Origin of the sequence: Kurthia sp. YJT4, assembly GCF_030219945.1 — a bacterium.
Lineage (GTDB): Bacteria > Bacillota > Bacilli > Bacillales_A > Planococcaceae > Kurthia > Kurthia gibsonii.
This window is the reverse complement of record NZ_CP126689.1, coordinates 1,224,598-1,247,450: the sequence shown is the minus strand read 5'-3', so window position 1 is coordinate 1,247,450 and position 22,853 is coordinate 1,224,598. Positions and strand designations below refer to the sequence as shown.

The window sequence follows — 22,853 nt, the reverse complement described above, 5'->3', positions numbered from 1 at the left end:
AAATTAAGAACTTCATTTGACTATTCCTGTGTGAAATCGAACATTCGACTGGCGAAACGGGTCATTCGATGAAGTTGTCGGGTCACTCGCTACTCGATTCGGGACATTCACTCGTCAAAAGAGGACATTCGAGCGCGAAAACGGTTCACTCGTCCACTCAAACGGGACATTCGCCAAATAAAAAAAGTTCGAGCAACGTTTTCACGTGCGTCTCGAACTTTTTTCTTGTATATATTTTTTATAAACGAGCGTTAAATTATCAACGGTTGTTGTGCCGCCTCTTTTTAATGAGACTTTATACGCAATATGAAAATCGATTTTTTCATTGCTTGTATAACCTGTTTTCACACATGTATATTGACCATATTGTTTTTGATTTTCTTCAAAAACGCGATAGACGATTTTACGCCAAATGGCATGATGCTGTCGTTTCAATTGGTTGAGTGGTGTGTCTCGAAAGGCTTCTTCATCTAAGCTTTGTTGGGTATGTTCTAATAGAATAAGCTCGGTTTGAATACATTTTTTATAGTATAAAAATTGATCATCGAAAAAAATGCGCAAGAATGGATGCTGCTCCCAATTTTCAAGAACATACTGCTGCTGTTCGCGGTAGCTCATGTTTTGTTTCATAATTTTTTTAGCTAAATCTGTCACATTAATTTGTTGTCGCTCTTTAAATGCTAATAGTTTCGGACATTCACCTGTTACTAAATAGTAATGGATGAGCGTGACAAGGTCCCAAATATCATACATCGGACTTAATTGGTCTTGAATGAAAAATTGCATTTCTAATTCTTCAGCATATGCACGTAATGCGCGGCGCTCTAAATTTGCATGTAGCCCCTGCTGCACACAGTACGTAGGTAAAAATCGAAACATCGCTTCGTAGTCTTCTACATCACTTTCATAAACTAAAATATCTTCTGAAATCGCGCGCTCTTCATGAATATAACGTAATGAATAAATACCTTTTGGCACACTTTGCTCAAATGTTCGTTCTTCAATTGGCGCTTGATCTTGTAGTCTCTGCGCCACTTGTTCTACCATTTTTGCTGAAATCATTTGTGTCATTTGAAGTGGTAGCTGCTCAGATGGAATCGGCTCTAAATTTTCGCCAGCCAGTAATACGCGCGGATTAGACCATGCAATTTTCTCAGCCCATTCATCAATAAAACTAACAATATACGCTTCTTTTGTTCCACCTGCTGCAACACCTCGTAACGCTCTTCCAACCATCTGTGTCATCAGAATTGCAGATACAGTAGGACGTGTTAAAAAGACAGTCTGAACATCTGGAAAATCTGCTCCTTCTGTTAAAATCGCCACATTAATTAAAACCGGAAATACGTTTTCTCTAAATGCTTGAATGGTCTGTTGGTTTTCTACGGATGTTTCATGATTTGAAATGACGACACGTGCATCTATACCATATTGTTTAAAAACTTGTGCAAGGGTTAAAGCATGCAATCGATTCATCGCAAATAGAATGGTTTTACCGTATTGTTTTTGACGTTGAACATATTGTTGTACAATCATGTGATTTCGTGGTTGATTCGCTACAAGTTGCTGCATAATTGATTCAGGTAGTTGATCTAGTTGTTGAAGCGTTCGCCACTGTTCTTCGTTCAATACTGTTTGAACTGTCACATCTGTTTGCAATGAATGAAAATGAGGTGCTGCTAAAATACCATTGGCAATTAAATGTTTCAAATCTTTTTTGTAAAAAATACCATCTGTAAATAAAGCACGTAATGCACCTTGTTCACTTTCGGCTGTTCGAAATGGTGTCGCTGTAAGCCCAAGTAGATACATGCGAGCACCTTGACGTTCTATATGTGAGAGTAATGTTTTATATGTTGTAGAGGTCGCATGATGTGCCTCATCGACTACGACATAGACCTCTTGTTCGTCGGCTAACCAACTACTTAAAATTGCTTCATGATGTACTAAACTATCTTTACTCGCAATGAGTAATTGTTCATCTTGAATTAAACGAGCTGAATCATGTACACCCGACACTATTCGATAGGTTATATCGCACTGTGCGTATTGACAAAATGTCGCATAGGCTTGATTTAATAATTCATGGCGATGCGCAAGCCACAATACCTTTTTCCCTCTCACTAATGCTGCTTCCCATAGCCAGCGAACCGCAGTCGTCGTTTTCCCTCCACCTGTTGGTAGTACAACAAGTCCTTTAAAAGAAGTCTTTTTTCGCATTTGATGTAAACGGTGAATAGCTTCTGCCTGAAAAGCATATGGAAGTGGTGGTGTGTGCTGCGCTTTTCGAATCATCTGTACTTGTTTTTCTATGTAAAAATGAAGTGAATCATCTGGAGAAATGGCTAACCAACTCTCTACTTCTTCTGGTAAACGTAATGTCAACTTAGAAGAACGAATTGCCTGTTCTACTTCTTCCACTCGCTTTTTCGAACGTGTTTGGTAGCCGAGCTTTTTCATAAATGTACGGCATTTAATGGAGACACGCTGCTGTTGATTATTCATCGCGCGCATCGTTAAATCATTTAATAATCCTTCTACTTGCATATACGCCAACCTTTCCGAATATTTGTTCTTATATTATATCAAAGGAAAACAACAAATACAGGGCTTATCTTTAAATTTTTGGGGAATTACTCTATATGAAGGGAGTTTTCATCATGAAAAAAGATAAAGATATTTTACCAGACGAACCGATTTTAAAAGAAAATCCACAACGCGTATATGATAAAGATACGGAACTATATGATACAGTGCTAGATGACGTCGTAAGTGACGACGATTCGGAAGATAATGTAGAAGCGGAATACGAAGGCGTTAGTGAAGATGTACTCAATGATAACCCACCGCTCTAAAAAACTGCCTGCAGCACTGATTGCTCAGGCAGTTTTTCTTTTCTCTAATTAATGAAGCGATAAAGGAGATTTTAGATGAAAATTGCGATCATTGGCGCTACAGGAAAAGGTTTAACTGTTGCAGCCTATTTACAAAAAATTTATCCAGACGTGACAATTCTCGATGTGCCGATGGAACCGCTTGAGCAAATTCAGTCACGTGGAGTTACGATTTACTCAAGTACAACTTTTCTTACAAATTTCGTTGTGAAACCAATTGAAGCATGTGCCTCTGATTATGATTTCGTATTTTTATTTGCTCATCCCTTTTATAATAAAAATATTTTACCTATTCTAAAGTCTACGCTACAGGAAAGGTGCTTTATCGTATCATTTCAAGAAAATCTTTCGGATTGGGAGTTAATTCAATCGTTTCAAAACTTTCCAGTCCTTTCAGCTGTTTGTAAATTTGAAACTTATGTCAAACAGCATCACCAAGTTGTCGTCACTTCACCGCACACTTCTCTCAACCAAGTTGCTTTTGACTTATATGATAGTCATCCATCTTACTTTTATTACGCAGAAGAAGTAAAAAGTGTATTAGATACCATAGGCTGTACACAAATTGTACGTACTGCTTTTGATATTAAATGGACACAAGCTATCTTCTCTGGAGCAATCGACCGATTAGCCAGTGCTTTAAATTGTTTATATGGCGATATTTTACATCATCCTATCGCTTTACAATCCTCCATTCATTTAGTAGATGAAATTGTACGGATAGCTAAAAAATACAACATTACGTTAGCAAAGACATCCGAACTGGATTATGCCGCATTAATGATTGATTCTGATACCAAAAAAACCGAAATGATGCCAATTATTGAAAAGTTATTACTTCCCTATCAAAAAATACCATCTAATCAAGATGCTTATTTGATTGATGAATTATTAGAAGTGGCTTCTTTAGTCGATCAGCCGACCCCTTATTTAGAGACACTTGCTCATTGTTTACATGAAAAAAATGAAGAAGATTTTCATAGGAATATCGCTTGTTTTCAACCACTGGTAACAGGGACACTGTGGCGACAAGAATAAAAAAAGAGTGAAATCAGATAGGGGTAACCCTAATGATTCCACTCTTTTTTATTAAACTGTTTTTGCTTTTTTCTTTAATAGTCCAATCATCATTGCAGATACAACTGCACCAATAATGATACTTGTTACATATAACAACATTTGGCCGACACCATTTTCAACGAGTGGAATAACGAAAATCCCACCATGTGGTACAGGTAATCCAATATTAAATGCCATCGATAAACCACCTGTAATCGCTGCACCGACAACGAACGATGGAATCATACGTAGTGGGTCACTCGCTGCGAAAGGAATCGCACCTTCTGATATGAAACAAGCACCTAAAATATAACTTGTTTTACCTGTTTCACGTTCCGCTTTTGTAAATTTATTTTTAAAGATTGTTGTTGCTAAAGCGACGCCAAGTGGCGGAACCATACCACCAGCCATTACAGCTGCCATAATTTCATAGTTCCCTGCCTCAAGCATAGCAATACCAAATGTATAGGCTGCCTTATTAAGTGGACCACCCAAGTCAAATGCCATCATCGCACCTAAAACCATTCCTAAAATAATCGCGTTTGAACCATTCAACGAATTAAGCAATGACGAGAATGCGGTATATAATTTCGTTAATTGTGGATTTAGTAACATCATAACAATACCGGATATCGCTATACCAAACACTGGATATAGCAAAATTGGCTTTAATCCATCAAAAGATTTCGGTAATTTTTTGAATACAATTTTCAAGCCTTCTACTACATAACCAGCTAAGAAACCTGCGATCAAACCACCTAAGAAACCTGAGTTGGCTCCTTCGCTATTTTGAACTGTGATAGCAAGTAAACCTGCTACCATACCTGGTGCAAAACCTGGCCTGTCTGCAATACTCATTGCAATAAATCCTGCTAATACGGGAACGATTAAATAGAAGGCATTATCGCCACCAATAGTTTTTAGCATATAGGCGAATTGGTTAAATTGTGAGCTATCTTTATCTGCAGAATTAACACCCCAGAAGAAAGATAAAGCAATTAAAATACCACCACCGACAACGAATGGCAACATGTTCGATACACCATTCATTAAGTGTTTATAAATTTGAGATCCAATTCCTTTTTTCTCATCGCCGTCTTGTTCATCTGTTGATTTTCCTGAGTCAGAATGGAAGATAGAAGCATTTCCTTCTACTGCACGCTCTAATAATTGATCTGTTTCATAAATCGCTTTTGAAACAGGTACTTGAATTACTTTTTTACCGTCAAAACGAGCCATCTCGACTTTTGTATCCGCTGCTACAATAATCGCATCTGCTTCTTCAATTTCAGCTTTTGTAAGTACATTTTGTGCACCACTTGAACCGTTTGTTTCAACTTTAATGTCGATTCCTTTTTCTTTTGCGACATTTTCTAATTTTTCAGCTGCCATATAGGTATGCGCAATACCTGTTGGACAAGCTGTTACAGCAAGAATTTTAACCTTCTTCCCTGTTGTTTGTTGTTCACTTGAAGTAGTAGTCGCTTGCTTGGGCTTTTCTTCATTTGTTTCTTTTTCTTCAATAATCGATAAAACTTCTTCCTTCGTTTTCGCTTCACGTAGACGAGTTGTAAAGTTAGAATCCATTAAAAACCCTGCTAAGCGAGATAATGCTTCTAAATGAAATTGTCCTGCACCGTCTGTCGCTGCAATCATAAAGAATAAGTCCGCATTTTTACCATCTAACGAAGCATAATCCACACCTTTTTCACTACGCCCAAAAGCAATTGTCGGAGTTTTTACAGCGGCTGTTTTCGCATGTGGAATCGCAATACCATCACCAACACCAGTTGTACTTTCTTCTTCACGCTTTAAAATTGCGGCTAAAAAGTCATCTCGATTATTTAGCCTTCCTGCATGATCGAGTACATCTGCTAATTCTGCAAGTACCTCTCCTTTTGTGCCACCTGACAGCGATAATTGTATCGTATCGAGAGGCATCAATTCTGTAATTTTCATGCGTTTCACCTCTTAAATTGTTTGAATTTCGACTTGTGGAACGAGTTTTTCTACTTCTTCTTTATGGCATAAATCTTCTTTAAAAGCTGTAGCACTACCTGAAGCAACGCCGTAACGGAATGCATCTTGTAAACTTTGCTGTTGTGCTAATTGAGCAACCATACCTGCCACAAGTGAATCGCCAGCTCCTACTGTATTGACAACTTGTCCTTTAGGAGCTTTTGCCAGAAATTGTGTGTCACTACTCACACATACTGCACCTTCACCACCAAGCGATACAATTACAAGTGATACATCTTGTTCTGTTAATTTTTTTGCATGTGCTACAGCTTGTTCCAATGTGTCGATTGTATCTCCTACTAATTCACCTAACTCGTGCTGATTCGGTTTAATAAAGTACGGTTGATATTGTAAAAGTTGTTTTAAGCGTGGTCCTGACGTATCGAGTACCCACTTTGCACCGGTTAATGCACAACTTTTTTGAAGTTGTTCAAAGAACTCATCCGTCACCGTTTCTGGAATACTTCCTGAGACTACAATCCAATCATCTTCTTTTGCGTGTAATTGTAGAAAATGTAGTAGTTGCTCTATTTCTTGACTTTGCAGTGTGGGTGCTGGGCCATTCAGTTCCGTCTCTTGCTGTGATTTAATTTTGACATTAATCCGCGTTACACTATCTACTTGAATGAATGCAGAAGGTACTTGTTCTCTTTGTAAAAACTGTTGAATATAATCACCTGTAAATCCACCGACAAAACCAAGTGCTGTAGCGTCTACTTCCATTCGTTTGAGTACACGTGAAATATTAATGCCTTTACCACCAGGGTAATAACTTACTTCTTTTGCACGGTTTAACGTATTCGCTTGAAAATCATCTACATATGGAATGTAGTCAATTGACGGTGCAAATGTAACAGTATAAATCATCGAATCCCCCCTCCATCTCTTTTTTAATACTCTAATCTATAACCTTTTACCCGATTGGATTCGGGATTAAAACGCTATTTGGTTATAACTGCTATACCTTTACCCTTTCAGAAGAAATTTAATATAAAAAAAGAGAATCACCTATAAAGATGATTCTCGCTTGTTCATTATTCGTATTCTTTTTCAAATGTTTTTGTTGAGCGCACTGTATCAAAATGACGAACAACACTTTCGATATAATCACGTTTTGGTTCTAAGAATGGTGGAAGTGATAATTTTTCACCCAATGTTTCATAAGGTTCATCTCCCATAAATCCTGGACCGTCCGTTGCGAACTCAAATAGAATGCCTTGTGCTACACGTGCATAAAGTGATTCAAAGAAGTGACGATTCACATAACCCGATGTATTAAATCCGATTTCTTCCATTCGTTTTGTCCAGTAGTCTAACACTTCACGGTCCTCTACTCGGAACGCCGCATGGTGAACAGTTCCAAAACCTTGTCGACCATTTGGTGATGTTTCATCGTGTTTCACAATAACACGCGCACCATTTCCGCCTGTTCCTACTTCAAATAGATGAAAGTCTTCTTCTTGTGCGACTTCTTTAAATAATAGTGCTTGTTCTAGCATCATTTTAAAATATTTAAAATCAGCAATGGTAATTTCGATTGGTCCTAAGCCAGTAATCGCATATTCAAGTGGGATTGGACCGTTTTGCCATGGTGTACCACTTTTAATCCCTTCATTATGTTCATCTGATACAAGTTGGTATCGTTGATCATCAAAATCAGTAAATGGTAATACTTTTACACCGAATTGTGTTTGAATACCGTCGTGTTTTACACCTAAACGTGTAAAGCGTTTTGCCCAATATTCAAGTGCTGCGTCATCTGGTACACGGAAACCTGTACGTGAAATTTCGTTTGTACCATGTGTTCCTTTTGGAATTCCTGGGAAGTCGAAGAATGTCATATCTGTTCCAGCTGAACCACGGTCATCCGCAAAGAATGTATGGTATGTTTGAATATCATCTTGATTGACTGTTTTTTTCACTAAACGCATACCTAATACATTCGTAAAAAATTCATAGTTTTTTTCTGCGCTACTTGTAATAGCTGTGACGTGATGGATACCTTTTAATTGTTGATTCATGATTATTTCCTCCGTTAATTACATATTTTTGGCGTGTAATCCTACTGTTTTTAAAGCTGTAATGAGTTGCTGTTTTTCATGTTCATCTACAACATTAAATAGCTTTTCAACTAATGCTTCATGTTGTGGAAAAATACGTTCAATAAATGAGCGTCCTTCTTCTGTAAGTGCTGCAAACGTGACGCGTCGATCGGTTGGACAGGCTACGCGCTCGACATAGCCTTTTTGTTGTAATTTATCAACAACATATGTGATACTGCCACTCGTAATTAAAATCTTCTCACCAATGCGTTGAATCGGTTGATCTCCTTTATGATAAAGTAGTTCTAATACCGCAAATTCTGTTAAATTCAGCTGATAGCGTTGCATGTCTTTTCGCAATACTTCTTCAACTGTCTGAGATGCCCGAAGTAGAACCGTCAATGCTTTTAGCGATAATTCTTTTGACATTTTATCCACTCCTTTTATCTTGAATTAAAATATCTTGAATTAAAGATAACATGGATTAAAAATACTGTCAATTAAAAAAGACACAACTTACAGCATGAATTCTCACACTATAAGTTGTGTTTGCTAATGTAAATTTTTTACTCGAACACAGTTGCGCCCTGCATTTTTTGCTTCATATAATTGTTGGTCTGCTATTTTTAAAAATTCAGTTGTATTAGTAAATTGCGCTTCTGTCAACGCAACTCCTCCTACACTAATTGTTACAACTTTACATTCACGCCCTAAATGTTCTAGTTCTGCTTTTTCAACTGCATTTCTCATATACTCTGCAATATCGAAAGCTTCGCTATAAGTCGTAGCATCTAACAACACAACAAACTCTTCTCCACCATAACGCGTTAATTCCGCACGAGCAGGTAACGCATCTGTTAAAATTTTTACAAGTTTTTTTAATAGTTGGTCACCTAAAATATGACCATAATAGTCATTATATTTTTTAAACTCATCGACATCTAAAATTAAAATAGCAAAAGGTACTTTCGTGTCTTTATAGTGTTTATATAACTTTTCTAAACTACTACTTAAATAATGACGATTAAAAACTCCTGTAAGACTATCTAATAAAGCTAGTTCACGTAATTTTTCATTACTTTCTTCCAATTGTTTCGTTCGGATGCGAATTTTTTCATCTAAAGATCCATTGAGAGAAATCAATTCTTTATTCAGTTGTTCAACTTGTAACCATTGTAGAGCAAATTTCCGACAAAATAGTATACACTGGATACTAATAAAAATGCCTAGCATGATAAAAGTAAGATGAATTGAATTTCCAGCTGCCGAAACGCGAATCATGTCATGTATGGCCCCTACAAATACTAATAGTATCCCCACAAGTGTAATCACTTGTGTCAAATCATGCCAATTTATTTTTCTAATAACACTTACAAGTAAAAAGATATAAAAAACATACATAAAAATCAAAATAATATTAAATAATTTTTGATACATGACCGTAGAAGAAAAGGCCGTAAAGAAAATAATTACAATCATTATATAGTTATAAAAAGTAATAAATTTTTTCGGGACCGCTTCGCTAAACATTTTATATACATAGCCTACATAGAACAACATAACAATTTGAGGCATAATAAATGTTAGACGTAGAGCCACGCTCCAATCTAGTTGGTTTAAAAAGGCTGTATATAAATAATAGTCCGTGAAAAAACCCCATAGACTTGTTGCTGCACAAAACATGCCATAAGCTAAAAATTCCTTTTGCTTTCTTCTAAATGCATAAAAAAGTAATGAAATACATGCAGTTAATGTAATACAGCCAATTAAAAAGACTTGCCAAAACTCATGTTGCTGTTGCTTTTTCACGATAATTTGTTCATTACCGATAGATATACTTTTCCTCAAACCACCACTTACATTCTCAAAACTAATCATTTGAAACGTAATTTGCAACGTCGTTTGATCTACGCGAAAACTAGGTATTTGTGGTTTCATTTGTTGTACAGCTGTCTTATTACTTTTTAGGAGGCTTCCATTCTCTTTGATAAGTACATTATTTACATATAAATTATAGCTACTATATTGAAAAGGTATATAAAATTTTAAATAGCGGCCAACAAAAGATTCAGGAACTTTAATCGTTGTACTATAAGTCGCACGATCAGAGTCAATATTTAAACGCTGATTTAGCATATAAGGTACTTTGACAATATCGCTGTTTCCAAGCTTAATTTCTTCTTTCATATCTTGTGGATCAAACAATTCACCACGTATAAAGTTCCAGTTTCCATTTAAATTTTCATAAAAAGTATCGTAATTTGAATGACGAAAATCATGTGTTGTCATTGTGGTAGCAAAACTCATCGGAGCGTACGTCATAAAAAGTATACAGAATGATAAAAGTGATACAAACCATTTTTTCATTTACGCCCCTCCTTTACATCCGTTAGTTATTCCCTTTTTCTTATAAAATTACTACTTATTCATAAAAAAACACCCACCGAATAAATTTCAGTGGGTGTTCATTCTATTATATAGAACTGATTTTGTCAGCTTGAAGTTCCTGAGGCCAGTGAGAAATTGTGTTCCCCATCTCCCAGAACAAATATTCAAAGCGAGTTGTTTGTAAGAAAATTTCTTTAACATGTGCCAGTTCATCACCTGTTAAATCAGCTGCTAACTCATCCATCAAATCAATCATATCTTGTGCGCTATGTTCAAATGTCGGTTCACTATACATACGCACCCAGTCACCGTAAAGTGGATGATCGACAGCTCCAGGAATTTGTGCGAGTTCACGTCCAATCTCTAAATAGCTCCAAGCACATGGTAAGATAGCTGCGATCACATGCGCAAGTGAGCCATTCTGCGCTTCTGATAACATATAACGAGTATAAGCTATCGTTGTCGGCGCTTCTTTTGCTTCACGCATCTCTTGCTCTGAAATCCCAAAACGCTCTGCATATTTACGATGTAAGGCCATCTCAATTGATAACGTATGATGGACTGAAGCTGACAAGCGTGTCATAACATCTAAATCGCGTGCTTTTTGAATCCCAATCGCAAATACTTTTGCATATTGAATTAAATATAAATAATCTTGAATCATGTAGTGACGGAATTTCTCTGGTTCTAATGTTCCGTGACCAATTCCTTGTACGAATGGATGTGCGTGATTTGCACGCCAAATCGGTCGAATTTCCTCAATTAATTGCTCTGAAAACTTCATCTTTTTTCTCTCCCTTTTCACAAACACGAAGGAAACAAAAAGGCCACTCACCGCATTACGAAAATCGTAAAAGACGGAGAATGACCTGCAAATAATATGCTAAAAATGTCACTTCTTCCTTACGACAGTGCGAACTGTATCAAGTTAGAGGGTTAAGCTACTGCTCTCTCAGCCAATTTTATATGGCACCCCTAGTAGTGATTGTTTGTGTATTTAATTGTTAGTACACACCTATCATCTATGACAACAATTGGAAAGTCAAGCGATTTTTTAAACAGGTTCTGGAATCGAGATGAACTGATCGACAACAATCGTATTAATCGCATTAATATAAGCAAGTGCACTCGCTTTAATGACATCTGTATCAGAAGCTTTTGCAATATATGTTTCGCCTTCATATTCAACTTGTAACTTCACTTTACCGATAGCTTCTTTACCGCGTGTCACACTTGAAATTTTGTATTCAAGTAGCTTTACTTCGAATGCTGTTACTTCTTGTAGCGCTGAATACAATGCATCAATTGAACCTGAGCCAACTGTCGCTGCTTTCAGTACTTCCTCACCGCGACGTACCTTCACACTTGCAGACGGGAAGATTTGATTCGAAATCACTTGAATGTCTTCTAAGTGGTAGAAAGCATCACTATGAAGCGCAACTTTTGCATCTTCATTTGTACGTTTGAAATAATTTTCTACTAAAATGAATAGGTCGTGGTTATACACTTCTTTTTTCGTATCAGCCAACTTTAAGAAATCCGCAAAAACCTCTTCAAATTGATCTGGTGTTAAGTTGCCTAACGCTAAGTTTTCAAGTGCATTTTTCACCGCATGACGACCAGAACGAGCTGTTAATACTAATTCCATATCGTCTAAACCAACCTCTGTTGGGCTCACGATTTCATAAGCATCACGTGATTTTAATAGACCATCTTGGTGAATACCAGATGAATGCGCAAAGGCATTGTCGCCTGTGATTGCTTTATTTACTTGTACATCAAGTCCCATTAAGCTCGAAACGATGCGCGATGTGTTCATAATCTCTTTCTTGTTGACTCGGGTATGTGCATTGAAATAATTTGAACGTGTTGATAGTGCCATCACGACTTCTTCAAGTGCTGCGTTACCCGCACGCTCACCGATTCCATTAATTGTACACTCTACTTTATCCGCACCATTTTTAATTGCCGCAAGTGTATTCGCTGTCGCCATACCTAAGTCGTTATGACAGTGAACACTTAGTAATACAGAATCATCTAAGTTTTTCATACGGTCATTTAATTTACCAATCATTTCACCGAATTCTTCTGGTACTGCATATCCAACTGTATCTGGTACATTAATCATCGTTGCGCCAGCTTTCATGACCGCTTCAATTGTTTTCCATAGATATTCAAAATCAGAACGCGATGCATCTTCTGTTGAATATTGTACTTGTGGTAAAAGTGTTTTTGCGTATTTTACTGCATCTACACCAATTTGTAGAATTTGATCTTTTGATTTTGAGAATTTTTTCTCTACGTGAATATCCGATGTACCAAGTACCATGTGAATCATTGGATTTTCTGCGTATTTTACAGCATTGTAAACTGAATCAATATCCGCTTTCACTGCACGCGCTAAAGCTGTGATCATAATATCGTCTGTGTTACCAACTTTTTGTGCGATTTGCTTTACTGCATTGAAGTCACCTTCTGATGAAGCGGGGAACCCTGCTTCGATGATATCTACTTGTAATTTTTTTAATTGATGTGCCACTTCTAATTTTTCATATAAGTTCAATTTCGCTCCCGGAACTTGTTCTCCATCACGTAATGTTGTATCAAATAGCCAGATTTTTTTCGACATAATTTTTCCCTCTTTTCTGTATAATAAAAAAAGTCCCGCCTCTATATAGCTATCGCTAGCTACTAGAGACGAGACATTACTCGCGGTACCACTCTACTTGGATTGCATCACACAATCCCACTTATTTAAGATTTTCATCTTAATCCTGATAACGGAGGAATCCGTATAACCTTACTCGATTGTTCAGGTTATGTGCTCATGAACGAGTTCAAGAATGTACATCACTAACTTTCACCAACCGTTAGCTCTCTAAAGATGGAACACTTCTCTACTACTTTCAATCTTTGCTTGTTTGAATTATCTGATTGTTTAGAATAATATACCATTAAAAAAGCAAAGTCAACCAATTTTCAGAAAATATTTAATTTTCTTTGTTTATTATGTCGAGTACTAGAGCAAGATACCCCATTTAACAGGTGGGATTCCCTTTCAATGGGCACGATTCCCTTTCGCGCGTGAGTTTGTCCCTTTCAACAGCGGCGATTCCCTTTCGCGCGTGAGTTTGTCCCTTTCAACAGCGGCGATTCCCTTTCACGCGTGAGTTTGTCCCTTTCAACGGACACGATTCCCTTTCGCGCGTGAGTTTGTCCCTTTCAACAGCGGCGATTCCCTTTCACACGACAGTTTGTCCCTTTCAACGGGCACGATTCCCTTTCGCGCGTGAGTTTGTCCCTTTCAACAGCGGCGATTCCCTTTCGTGCGCGAGTTTGTCCCTTTCAACAGCGGCGATTCCCTTTCGTGCGCGAATTTGTTCCTTTCAACAGCGGTGATTCCCTTTCGCGCGTGAGTTTGTCCCTTTCAGCAGCGGCGATTCCCTTTCGCGCGTGAGTTTGTCCCTTTCAACGGACACGATTCCCTTTCGCGCGTGAGTTTGTCCCTTTCAGCAATATTAATTTTCATTTTTTCCAAAACAAAAGAGCTGGGTTTCCCCAACTCTTCATTCTTCATAAAATGGTTGCGCGTAATTTACAACACCTGATATATCCGTTAATGCGCCTTTATATAGTGGCAGCACACGGTAATTTTCAAGTGGTACGTCAAATGGTGCTTGAATGCCGTATTGATCGGCGCGTTCAAAACCAAAGCGCGCATAATAATCAGCATGTCCCAATACAACAACTGCTGCAAACCCACTCCATTTCGCACGTTCAATAGATGCTTCCATTAACTGTGTACCAATGCCCTGTCCTTGTTTCTCTGGTAAAACAGCGAGCGGTCCTAAAGCGAGTACTGGAAAATCACCAATAAAACATTCTGTGTACATAATAAATCCAATAATTTTGTCTTGTTCAACATACACGAGTGCTAAATCATCGATATAGGCATCTGTTACACGCAACTTTTCAACGAGTTCATGCTCTTTCTGATTACTATGTGGATCTGTTTGAAATGCTCGTTGCAATAAGACACTAATTTGTTCTGCATCTTGTTTTTTCTCTTTACGAATCATGTAGTTACGCTCCTTTTAATTGGCAAGTGGGCAATAGCCACATTCTCCTACACCCGGTATATCTTTTGACAGACAACAACTTTTGCGAATCGGTTGTCCGACTAAATCTTGTGGTGCTCGTCCTTTGGTATAATCCAAATAAAGTGAGTGGTCTGTGAAAATGGACCATACTTCTGCGCTTTCTAGCATTTCTAAATCGTCCATTGCACGATCAGCTAGCATCGGGTCTTCCAGTAATTTTGCATATGTAATGGTTAATTGGACAAACAGATTGTCCCACAATACTTTCGGTGAAATGCTTGTCGTATTACGTAGCGCCTGAATAATTTCATAGCATTGTTTCCACAAAATCCATTTCATTACGGATGCTCGGTCGCCCTCTTGTACATAGCGCCAATCATTAGGATTTGCGAACATGCAGACAGTGAAGACCCCGTTCACCTCTGTTACATCAAATTGTAAATCTCGTTCATTTCCGTCCCAAATCTCATCATACGCTGTCAGCATATAAAATTGCATCGCGATAAACTGTGCATATTTTTTAGATAGATGCGAAATCGCTGCTGCTTTTGAAGAGGCTTCTGTAATTCCTTGCATCAACTCACCCAGTTCCTCTTGGAAAAACTCTTTACGAATTCTTTCTAATGTAAAAAGTGTTCTTTTGGGTTCTACTGTGTACACTTGATGTGCATCCAATGTTAAAACTTGTTCCATCGTGAGTGCTGGCATTTAATTCACCTTCATTGTATATTTTCAATTCGTACTATAATCATAGCATAATAAAAAAGCAATCTCATTTGAAATTGCTTTTTCGACGTACTTATAATGTACCGACTAACTCATGTTTTACGACTTCATAAGCTTGGCAAATATCGCGTGTGCTCGTTTGGTGACACTCCATTAAACGCTGTGCAATCTGTTCTAAATTCGATTCACCGTCTACTAAGTCATACATCAATTGACTTTGAATTTCATCAACAAAGTTCAAAATTTCTTTTGTCATCTGTTATAACACTTCTTTCCAACTGTACTTATTTAATATCTATAGTATATCGGATTTTTGAGTAAAAAAACATTTTATTGCTCAAAATATCCATCTAAAAAATCAAATATGTACTATTAACTACTTTAAAGCGCTTACTATCTCTGTACCACTCTTTTATCGTTTCAAATAAAATTATTGCGAAAATTTAAAAAACAGGAACTGCAATATATGCAACCCCTGTTTTATCTTCTATTAAACAGCCGGTACTTCTACCACTACATCTTGGTCTTCGTCTTGATCTTCATCGTCTTGGTCATCTTCATCAATCATTTCTTCATCATCTGCGTCGTCTTCATCATCCACTTCAACTTCGCGTTCGATTTCGAATTCATCGCCATTCATGTACTCAAGTTCTACTTCAATTTCGTATGTGTCTGTTAACTCAAAACGTGATTGGATTAAATCTAAAATTTGATCTTCTGTTAAGTTATCGTCAATTGCTTTTTGTAAATCTGTTACAAGTGCACGAACTGTCGCTTGATCTAAATTATAACCTTTTTGTTTTAATTTGATTTTCGCTTTGCCTTTTTTCTTTTCGTACTCTAGCTCAAATTCTTTTTTGCCTGACTCAACAGAGATTTCAAGTTCACGTACTTTTTCAGACCATTTCACACCGTCTGTATCTTTTAAGTTACCATCTTTTACTTTTTTACTTTTACTATATGCAGTATATGGTTTTAAACCTAAATCAAGTTCAGTCGCATTACTGATTCCATCGCGGTCTGTATCTTCTAATGCATCTGCTACACCGTTTTTATTCGTATCTTTTTTCGTTGGATTTAAACTTAACTTATACTCAACAAAGTTGTTTAGACCATCTTTATCTGTATCTAATTTTGCGACATTTTTACCTTTTAATTTGTACTTCTTTTCCCACTTATCTTCGATGCCATTTTTATTTTTATCAATAAATTTTGGTTTGGCATCTACTTGTGCACCTGCTGATAATAATAACGTTGTTGCAAGTCCAACTGCTAAAAATTTCTTCATATGCTCTCCTCTTTCTTTCGTGTAATATTGGTATTACAAAATTCATATCGGTCTTTTAAAGCTAAAATAAACTATACCCATGAGTTGAAATATAGATCTTATTTTTTAAAAATACTGAAAATTCAATTGCTTTTATGTTATGATGATATAACTTAATAAAAAAGGAAGTGCAACTCAGATGGCAAATAGCGTATTTTTACCAAACTATACGATTGGAACAGATGCATATGATGCAATTGGTGCAATCTGTCACACATTTGGAACAAAGGTCGCCATTATTGGTGGTCAAACGGCTTTAGAAAAAAGTATCGATAAAATCAAAGCTTCATTAGCAAAAACTGACTTTATTTTAACGGATGTACAAGTTTATGGTGACGATGCAACCTATGAACATGTCGAGCGGTTACAAGCAATCCCGACTGTACAAGAAGCAGACTTGATCTTCGCAGTTGGTGGGGGGCGTGCAGTAGATACTGTAAAAACGCTTGCTGAACGTATGGCAAAACCTGTTTTCACATTCCCAACGATTGCTTCAAATTGCGCGCCAAATACTGCTGTATCAGTGATGTATAAAGCAACTGGTGAAATGGATGGACTATTCTTTTTAAATGCCCCGCCAAAACATTGCTTCATTGATACAGAGATTATTGCAGAAGCACCTAGCGTTTATTTGTGGGCTGGAATTGCAGATGCCATTTCAAAGGAATTTGAATCTGCTTTTTCTTCGCGCGGTAAAACACTTGCTTATACCGATGCACTTGGCGTTCAAGTGGCACAAAATAGTGCGGATCGCTTAATGACATATGGCAAAGATGCACTTGATTCTTGTACAGAAAACAAAACATCTTTCGCTTTAGAACAAGTGGCTTTGGATATCTTAATGACAACTGCTCTAACATCGGTATTAGTCGACAACGACTACAATTCAAATGCAGCCCATTCATTCTACTATGGTTCTACTGTGGTCGAAGGCTGTGAATCACACTTACATGGTGAAATCGTATGTTACGGTGTATTACTTCTTTTAACAATGGATGGACAAATTGAAGCACGTAATCGTCTATATGACTTTATGCGTCGTGTTGATTTATCTGTATCACTTGAACAAATTGGTGTGAAAAATGAAGAAGAAGTTGAGCGTATTTTAGATAAAGCACTGACAACGGTTGATATCGATTGCTCACCATACCCCATTACAAAAGAGCTTTACAAACAAGCAATCGCAGATTTAGAAGCTTATCATCAAACACAATCATAACAATACAAGGCACTCTGTAAAAAGGTGCCTTTTTTCATGTTGACGCCTCCCTCTTCTTACACTAACCTTATAGTAAGGATATTTTTTCCTTAAAAAACTTTTTATGGAGGTTCTTGTATGGTTTTTAAATTTGGCTATAAAAAAGTTGCACCAAATGAAGCACTCATTATTTCAGGGAAAAACGTCGGAAAAGAAGGCGACCCTGGTGTCTACATAAGAGATGGACGTCGCTTGCGTGTTGTACGTGGTGGCACTGTTCTCGTTACTCCTTTTCAATCTGCACATACGATTTCTCTCAATTCATTCCAAATTCCATTAAAAGCAGAAGGTATTCTCACAAAAGATGAAGTACCTATTACCGTTCATGCAACTTCTACGATTAAAGTAGCCGATGAACTAGAAGCTGTCATTAAGTTTGCAGAGCAGTTCATGGGAAAAGCACCTGACGAAATTTCTAAAGAATTACGTGTTATTTTAGAAGGTAAATTGCGCACAACAGTAGCAGAACAAGGCGCACTTGAAGTAAACAATGCACGCGAAAACTTTATTCAAGTTGTACAAGAAAAGTCAGAATCCGACTTACAATCTATGGGCTTTAATGTGGTCAATTTCTCTCTTGACCGCGTACTCGATGCAGACGAATACGATTCTGAACTCGGTTTTTTAAAGAATTTAGGGATTACAAAACTGGCGGAGTCTTCTAAACAAGCACAAAACGCACGCTCAGATGCAGAACGTCAAATTGAAGAAAACAAGGCGACAAATGCCCAGTTAACAGAACGTGCAAAAAGTGAATCAAACATTGAAATCACGCGTCAACACACCGATTTACAATTAGAACAGACGAAATCACAAAACGACTTAGAATTAGAAAAAACAAAACGTGAACGTGAACTAAATGAACAGCGAGCGATTGCAAAACAAGCCTATGAGAAAAAACAAGCTGAACTAGAACTGGACTTAATTGAAAAAGAAACACAGGCGAAGCGTGAACGTGAAAAAGCACAACTAGAATTAAAAGAATTAGCAAAGCAACAAGCAATTATTGACGCACAAATCGCTTCTGAAAAAGAAGTCATCGCTAATGATGCAAAAGCACGTATTGCAGAGCGTCAAGCGGAAGCCGAATCTCGTTCAAAAGAGTTACAATTAAAAGTAGAAAACGACGCCATTGCACGTAAAAATCAAATTGAAATTGATGCGATTCGTGATAAAGGTATTGCGGAAGCTGAAGCTATTAAAAAGAAAGCTGAAGCCATGAAAGAATACGGTGAAGCGGCAATTGCTGAAATGTTCATTAAAGCCCTTCCTGATTTTGCTCGCGCAGTTGCAGAACCACTTGCTTCTATTAAAAATGTACAAGTAATGGACTTTGGCGGTGAAGGTGGCGGTGTACAAGGCGTTGCTGGAAATACAGTTGGTGTTATGTCGATGGTACAAAAATCATTAAAAGAAACAACAGGGATCGACATTAAAGACTTACTCGAAACCAACGCTTCATATGGACGTAATTATTTAGGCGGTAAAACCGAAAAAGAAGCGAGTTTAGACGACGAACCTGTGGCACTTTCTCACGATGACATGGAACTATTTGAAACAACAATTGATGAAGAAGATGCACAACAAACACTTGTATAACTAAAAAAATCATCTGGCTCTTTATGCAGATGATTTTTTATTTTATTTAAATAACTTTATATTGCTTTTTTCATGTATTATTTGTCAACAAAGATATATTTTTGTTATATTTTTTATATTTTCGTCTTATTTTAATATAATAGTTATGAAAATAACATGTTTACATCATCTATTTGTTATATTTACCTGTTAAGATAGAGTTGTTCCAAAAAATGAATAAGTAGGAGTGTTTATTTTCAATGAAAAAGCAAACAATTGTGGCCTCTTTAACATTAGGCTCAACTTTATTTATATCTTCACTAACAGGTCAAACTGATGCAAATGCGATGGCAAATAGCGGTCAAGAAATGAAACAAGAGCAGCAACAACAAGTTCAAAAACAAGCCTTACAATACGAACTTTCTAAAACGCTTCCATCGAAGCAAGCTCAAACAACGGCTCAAAAAACAACAACGCAAGATACATATAAAGTTGTATCAGGTGACACATTATCTAAAATTGCACAAAAATACGGTACATCGTATCAACAAATTATGTCGTTAAACAATCTTTCTTCTACGACGATCTATCCTGGTCAAACGTTAAAAGTCAGTGGTTCAAAACAACAAACTACAACGAATAATCAAGCAACTGCTTCAAAACCAGCAAACACAGCTTCTGGTACATACACAGTTGTAAAAGGTGATACATTATCTAAAATTGCGCAAGCACACAATACAACTTACACACAATTAATGGAAACAAATAATCTTTCTTCTACAATGATTTATGTAGGTCAAACATTACAAGTACGTGGTGCTTCAACATCACAAGCACCATCTAACCAAGTGGTACAAACAAGTAATCCAACAACTTCAACACAAAATACACAGCAAAACAATCAACAAACACAACAAGCACCAAGCCAATCAAGTACACTTGTTGCTGCAACTAAAGCGGCATTAACACAAGTTGGTGTTCCATATGTATTTGGCGGTTCTTCTCCAAGTCAAGGTTTTGATTGTTCTGGTTTAATTGATTATGCATTTAAACAAGCTGGATTCAATTATGGTCGTACTTCTGCTGCTGGTTATTATACACTTGGCACAAAAGTAACAACTCCACAATACGGTGATTTAGTATTCTTCGAAGGAACATATAAATCAGGTATTTCACATGTAGGTTTCTACATTGGCGATGGCAAAATGGTTAGCGCTTCTGGTACACATGTTCAAATTGATGATATTACAAATAGCTACTGGCAATCACACTTTGTAGGTTATAAGCGTTTTTAATAATATGTGAATAGAGCCGTGTTTCACTCTTTTTAAAGTTTGCAACAAAAAGCAGAAATCGTCCAACAAAGGAGATTTCTGCTTTTCTTATACTCAAATTAATTTTTCATACTATACAAATTCTTTCACCATGTTATACCAAACAACACCACCATGCACTGATTCTGCAATACCTTCATTTGTGTAACCAAGATGCTCATAAAATGGAATTAACTCTTCTTTACAGGTCAGTGTAACACCTTGTCGCTTATGTTTCTTTGCTTGTTCTTCAAATACCTTCAATAGCTTTGCTGCAATCCCTTGTTTTCGTGCTTTTTTTGAAACAGCTAAACCCAAAATACTCGCATAACCGCCTTCATGTGGATTATGCATCGTTTCTGTAAATAAATCATCTGTAATATACCGTTTCGAAATGACGGGTCCATTCACATAGCCAACAATTTCTCCAGCACTTTCTGCTACTAAAAATGTATCTGGAATTTGTTGAATGCGCTGAATAAATGCTTCTTTTGTTGCAGCTTCTTCTGGTGTAAAGCCTTGTTGTTCAATCTCTACTAACATGGGTAAATCTTTTTCTTCTACTTGTCTTATGTACATCTTCCTCACCTCACATCTATTATACAGAAAAAAAGAAGGTTGGGACGAAGCCCACTCCCCTTCCCATTTTAAAATAATGTTTTAAACAATGTGACAAGCGCAGGGATAATACCTGAAAATATAAGGACAAGTGAATTTGCTACGACACCAAATGCTCGTGTCTTGTTCGTATCTTTTAATGCGCACAAAATTCCAATGAAAGGGACAATAATTGTTAATAGAATCAGCACAGGATCAGGGAAAAGTTTATCTGAAACGAAAATTGACGTAAGATAAACAAGCGTTGCGATAATAAAAAGAACGACCGAGAAAACACCATATTTATTCATCTGCCATTTCTCCTTTCTTCTCTTGAATTTATTTTTCTTATTCCCTAAAAATCCACTTCTATTATCCATTCCATATAAATTTTAAAATTAGTTGTTCATTTTTCGGACGTTTTTTCTATTCATTTTCTTTATAATGAATGTATCTTCTATCGAAAAGAGGCGTGTTAAATGATTACAGATCCTACTTTACAACGAGAGTATTATGAAGCTTTATTAAATAAAAATCCTGCATATGACGGTATTTTCTTTGCAGGCATTCGTACAACAGGTATTTTCTGTCATGCGACATGTACAGCGAAAAAACCGAAATTTGAAAACTGTACATTTTTTCATACAGCTGAAGAAGCACTTCTATCTGGCTATCGTCCTTGTAAAAGATGTCATCCGCTCTTTTATCCACAAGAGATTCCAGCAGAAGTACGCGAGCTTGTTGAAGCAGTAGAAGCTGATCCTGCACGTCGCTGGAAGGAAGCTGATTTTCAAGCACTTGGTGTCCACTCGGCAACTGCAAGACGAAAATTCAAAGAAGTGTATGGCATGACTTTTGTACAATATGCACGCGCACGCCGTATGGGCATTGCGTTCAAAGAAATTACACAAGGTGAAACAGTTATAAATCAACAACTCGCAACAGGCTATGAATCCTCAAGCGCATTCCACGATGCGTTCTCAAAAATTATGGGGAACCCACCTAAAAAAGCAAATTCAATCATTCTCTATATGAATATGATTGCAACACCAATTGGGCGTATGATTGCCATTTCTACAGAAGAAGCACTCTATTTACTAGAATTTATCGACCGACGTGGTTTAGAAAAAGAAATTGAACGTCTTCGTATACGATATGATGCACGAATTTTAGTAGGAAACACGTCTATTCATAAACAAACCACAACAGAATTAGAGCAATATTTTAATGAACAGCGTACACAATTTTCTGTTCCACTCATGTATAGTGGTACACCTTTTCAGCAAGAGGTCTGGCATGCACTTGAACAAATTCCTTACGGGGAGACGACTTCTTACACAGGAATTGCACATAACATTAATCGACCCACAAGTGTTCGAGCGATTGGTAATGCAAACGGTGCAAATCAAATTGCCATCATCATTCCCTGTCATCGCGTTATTCAACAAAATGGTGATCTCGGTGGATATGGTGGTGGCATCGAGCGTAAAAAATATTTACTCGCATTAGAAGCAGAAAAAAACGGAGTGAGCGATTAAGCTCATCTCCGTTT

General features: G+C 37.1%; 20 protein-coding genes, 1 riboswitch and 1 other annotated feature. Of the genes, 6 read left to right on the top strand and 14 right to left on the bottom strand.

Features of this window, described 5'->3' with window-relative positions:
- Positions 1-201 precede the first annotated feature (201 nt).
- A complete protein-coding gene (locus QN089_RS06015; protein WP_285216248.1) occupies positions 202-2,547 on the bottom strand; it encodes a DEAD/DEAH box helicase in 2,346 nt (781 codons plus the stop codon).
- A gap of 113 nt (positions 2,548-2,660) precedes the next feature.
- Here QN089_RS06015 and QN089_RS06010 point away from each other — a divergent pair, with 113 nt between their 5' ends.
- On the top strand, positions 2,661-2,855 hold the full coding sequence (locus tag QN089_RS06010; protein WP_068453883.1) for a hypothetical protein: 195 nt from the start codon (positions 2,661-2,663) through the stop codon (positions 2,853-2,855).
- A 75-nt stretch (positions 2,856-2,930) separates the two neighbouring features.
- On the top strand, positions 2,931-3,932 hold the full coding sequence (locus tag QN089_RS06005) for a ketopantoate reductase family protein (protein ID WP_087680535.1): 1,002 nt from the start codon (positions 2,931-2,933) through the stop codon (positions 3,930-3,932).
- A 51-nt stretch (positions 3,933-3,983) separates the two neighbouring features.
- On the opposite strand, the gene QN089_RS06000 is transcribed toward QN089_RS06005, so the two are convergent.
- The 11 genes from QN089_RS06000 to QN089_RS05950 form a co-directional block, all read right to left on the bottom strand.
- On the bottom strand, positions 3,984-5,912 hold the full coding sequence (locus QN089_RS06000; RefSeq protein ID WP_087680536.1) for a PTS fructose transporter subunit IIABC: 1,929 nt from the start codon (positions 5,910-5,912) through the stop codon (positions 3,984-3,986).
- 12 nt (positions 5,913-5,924) lie between these two features.
- Positions 5,925-6,839, bottom strand: coding sequence for a 1-phosphofructokinase (gene pfkB, locus QN089_RS05995; RefSeq protein ID WP_068453890.1), 915 nt, complete (start codon positions 6,837-6,839; stop codon positions 5,925-5,927).
- Between the two features lie 167 nt (positions 6,840-7,006).
- The gene (locus QN089_RS05990; protein ID WP_285216247.1) at positions 7,007-7,993 is read right to left on the bottom strand and encodes a ring-cleaving dioxygenase; all 987 of its coding nucleotides are present in this window, start codon (positions 7,991-7,993) and stop codon (positions 7,007-7,009) included.
- An 18-nt stretch (positions 7,994-8,011) separates the two neighbouring features.
- A complete protein-coding gene (locus tag QN089_RS05985) occupies positions 8,012-8,443 on the bottom strand; it encodes a MarR family winged helix-turn-helix transcriptional regulator (RefSeq protein ID WP_087680538.1) in 432 nt (143 codons plus the stop codon).
- 123 nt (positions 8,444-8,566) lie between these two features.
- Positions 8,567-10,381, bottom strand: coding sequence for a sensor domain-containing diguanylate cyclase (locus tag QN089_RS05980; RefSeq protein ID WP_285216246.1), 1,815 nt, complete (start codon positions 10,379-10,381; stop codon positions 8,567-8,569).
- Between the two features lie 106 nt (positions 10,382-10,487).
- A complete protein-coding gene (gene tenA, locus QN089_RS05975) occupies positions 10,488-11,186 on the bottom strand; it encodes a thiaminase II (protein WP_285216245.1) in 699 nt (232 codons plus the stop codon).
- A 99-nt stretch (positions 11,187-11,285) separates the two neighbouring features.
- A riboswitch (TPP riboswitch) is annotated at positions 11,286-11,389 on the bottom strand.
- A 67-nt stretch (positions 11,390-11,456) separates the two neighbouring features.
- On the bottom strand, positions 11,457-13,031 hold the full coding sequence (locus QN089_RS05970; protein WP_068453900.1) for a 2-isopropylmalate synthase: 1,575 nt from the start codon (positions 13,029-13,031) through the stop codon (positions 11,457-11,459).
- A 61-nt stretch (positions 13,032-13,092) separates the two neighbouring features.
- Positions 13,093-13,325: a binding site (T-box leader), on the bottom strand.
- 643 nt (positions 13,326-13,968) lie between these two features.
- Positions 13,969-14,481, bottom strand: a complete 513-nt coding sequence (locus QN089_RS05965; RefSeq protein WP_087682537.1) for a GNAT family N-acetyltransferase — start codon at positions 14,479-14,481, stop codon at positions 13,969-13,971.
- A gap of 15 nt (positions 14,482-14,496) precedes the next feature.
- A complete protein-coding gene (locus QN089_RS05960) occupies positions 14,497-15,210 on the bottom strand; it encodes a Fe-S oxidoreductase (protein ID WP_285216244.1) in 714 nt (237 codons plus the stop codon).
- Between the two features lie 91 nt (positions 15,211-15,301).
- Positions 15,302-15,484, bottom strand: a complete 183-nt coding sequence (locus QN089_RS05955) for a hypothetical protein (protein WP_068453904.1) — start codon at positions 15,482-15,484, stop codon at positions 15,302-15,304.
- A 234-nt stretch (positions 15,485-15,718) separates the two neighbouring features.
- The gene (locus QN089_RS05950) at positions 15,719-16,516 is read right to left on the bottom strand and encodes a hypothetical protein (protein ID WP_068453905.1); all 798 of its coding nucleotides are present in this window, start codon (positions 16,514-16,516) and stop codon (positions 15,719-15,721) included.
- Between the two features lie 178 nt (positions 16,517-16,694).
- Between QN089_RS05950 and QN089_RS05945 the strand changes: the two genes are divergently transcribed.
- The 3 genes from QN089_RS05945 to QN089_RS05935 all read left to right on the top strand — a co-directional run bounded on the left by QN089_RS05945 (position 16,695) and on the right by QN089_RS05935 (position 20,686).
- Positions 16,695-17,774, top strand: coding sequence for an iron-containing alcohol dehydrogenase family protein (locus QN089_RS05945; RefSeq protein WP_285216243.1), 1,080 nt, complete (start codon positions 16,695-16,697; stop codon positions 17,772-17,774).
- Positions 17,775-17,891: 117 nt separating this feature from the next.
- The gene (locus QN089_RS05940) at positions 17,892-19,412 is read left to right on the top strand and encodes a flotillin family protein (protein ID WP_068453912.1); all 1,521 of its coding nucleotides are present in this window, start codon (positions 17,892-17,894) and stop codon (positions 19,410-19,412) included.
- A gap of 239 nt (positions 19,413-19,651) precedes the next feature.
- A complete protein-coding gene (locus tag QN089_RS05935) occupies positions 19,652-20,686 on the top strand; it encodes a C40 family peptidase (RefSeq protein ID WP_285216242.1) in 1,035 nt (344 codons plus the stop codon).
- A 111-nt stretch (positions 20,687-20,797) separates the two neighbouring features.
- On the opposite strand, the gene QN089_RS05930 is transcribed toward QN089_RS05935, so the two are convergent.
- Together QN089_RS05930 and QN089_RS05925 are read right to left on the bottom strand one after the other, a co-directional pair.
- Positions 20,798-21,283, bottom strand: a complete 486-nt coding sequence (locus tag QN089_RS05930) for a GNAT family N-acetyltransferase (protein WP_285216241.1) — start codon at positions 21,281-21,283, stop codon at positions 20,798-20,800.
- Between the two features lie 68 nt (positions 21,284-21,351).
- The gene (locus QN089_RS05925; protein WP_068453917.1) at positions 21,352-21,612 is read right to left on the bottom strand and encodes a hypothetical protein; all 261 of its coding nucleotides are present in this window, start codon (positions 21,610-21,612) and stop codon (positions 21,352-21,354) included.
- A gap of 168 nt (positions 21,613-21,780) precedes the next feature.
- On the opposite strand from QN089_RS05925, the gene QN089_RS05920 reads away from it, so the two are divergent.
- A complete protein-coding gene (locus QN089_RS05920) occupies positions 21,781-22,839 on the top strand; it encodes a bifunctional transcriptional activator/DNA repair enzyme AdaA (RefSeq protein WP_285216240.1) in 1,059 nt (352 codons plus the stop codon).
- Positions 22,840-22,853: the final 14 nt, after the last annotated feature.